Origin of the sequence: Candidatus Phytoplasma bonamiae (genome assembly GCF_030586845.1) — a bacterium.
Classification (GTDB): Bacteria; Bacillota_I; Bacilli_A; order Acholeplasmatales; family Acholeplasmataceae; genus Phytoplasma; species Phytoplasma bonamiae.
In genome coordinates, this window is record NZ_JAOSIQ010000053.1 from 1 (window position 1) to 1,895 (window position 1,895).

Annotated in this window: 2 protein-coding genes; both read left to right on the top strand. The window is 27.0% G+C overall.

All coding sequences use genetic code 11. The features are described from left to right. A partial coding sequence (locus tag OC701_RS02685; RefSeq protein ID WP_420887970.1) for a class I tRNA ligase family protein occupies positions 1–148 on the top strand: 148 nt, incomplete at its 5' end. A gap of 833 nt (positions 149–981) precedes the next feature. Then, complete coding sequence (locus OC701_RS02625; RefSeq protein WP_304514530.1) at positions 982–1,440, top strand: metalloprotease PmbA/TldD family protein; 459 nt, start codon at positions 982–984, stop codon at positions 1,438–1,440. The last annotated feature ends 455 nt before the right edge of the window (positions 1,441–1,895 follow it).

The window sequence follows — 1,895 nt, forward strand, 5'->3', positions numbered from 1 at the left end:
TCGTCAACAATGGCGAGATCTAGGTCTTTTATTAGATTATGCTTACGAACAATTTACTTTAAATTCTTCTATAAGTTCTACTGTTGAAAAAGTTTTTGTATCTTTGTATCAAGAAGGTTTGAATTATACGATTAGAATGAACAATTAACTAGCTGCGACATAACTTTAGTCTTCATGAGAAGATAAATTATGGAAATCTGGATGCTGAGAAACTTGCTCGTCCGGTTTTAATGTGGTATGTTTGTAATAGAGATTAGAAAGAAAAAAATTCTGAGATCGAAACACAAATAATTTATTATCCGTACTTTATAAACTTCCTAAATATTAATGTATTTCAATAATTATTGAATTTGATAAAATGTTGAAATGCTAATTATTAGTTTATTAAATAAAAAAATAGGATATTAAAACAGTTTTGAAATCAGATGAATGATAGAAAGTGGTTATTAAAAAAAAGATATCTTCGTGCTAAACGATTTTCAGAATAAGTCTCAAAAACTCAAGAATAAAGGAAGATATAATATTATTCCTTGTCTTAAAAACTACCTGCAACCGAATAATTTCGGAGATTATCAATATATATAATATTTGATGATTTACCAATCAAATCAAAGAAACTTGAAATCTAATAAACTTTTTAATTAGTTTTGGAAACTAAAGTCGATATTTAACTCTTTAGATAATCCTAAAGAAACAAAGTTCGAAATAAAAGTTTTTAGAATTTTCTAAGGATAAATCTTTTTTTATTAATCAGAATAGCAAAAATTAATTTTAAATAATTAAAATTAATAATTTTTAAATGATCAGAGAAGTCAATAATGTGGTATTTGAATGATAAATTAATAGCAATTCGGATGCTTATCTCTAGAAAGTTTGTGTTTTTGTTTTAGAGGGTTTTTTGTAATAGATAATCGAAGAACCAATCCTACTTATTTAAACGCAAAAAATTTATTTTTATTATGAAAGAAGAAAAATTATTACATGTTAAATATTAAAGAAATTCAAAAAATTTTTAATTTATCTTTAGGTGAAGGAATTGATTTTGTGGAATTTTTTTTCGAAGATACTTTTTCTAATTTATGGAAAGTTATTGATCAAAATATAGTTAGCTCTCTAGAGAATCATATTTATGGTGTGGGTATTCGATTATTAAGTAATAATGAAGAAATTTATTTATATACTAATAAAATAGTTTATCAACACATTGTAGATTTAATTTTAAAATATAAACCTTTATTAAGAAAGAAAACTAAAATTTTTCCAAAAAGTTTTAAATTTGAACCAAATGCATCACAAAAGTCTTTTAATGATGATATTACTTGGCAACAAAAACTTGATAAAATGTTATATTGTTCTCGTATTATTCGTCAGACAGATTCTCAAATAATTAAAAGTTTAGTTAATTTAGAGGGGCGCCAAAGAGGCCTAAATATCGAGTGAAATAACCCATCACCAGTGCGATAAACACTGAAAGGTTAAGGACGGTTTATTAAAGGAAACAATAATGGATTATAGCAGTTCTTAAAAGCGGTTTGCGATGAAGTAGTTAGTCAAAAAGATTCCGCCACCGAATGATTCTAAGGATAAGCCTGAAATGGTCTAAGAAGGAAAGCGGAAGTAATTTAACAACCTGTCTCGTAAACTACTATATGCGAACAGTCCGGAGTCTACCGACATATCTTCTAAGTGTTAGGTAGTTTATCAATGAACAAATCTGGAATCTCACCGTGAACAAAACGGTTACTTCTCCTAAGGAATCAAGGTTGATATTTAGCGTAACTTGGAGAATCCTAAAACTATGTAATTAAATTTACAGATCAGGAAATCAAAGCCCTGATAGTTAAGGATAAAGAATCTGCTTAGTAGTCGTAAGAGTAAACCTAGTTTTGGAATAA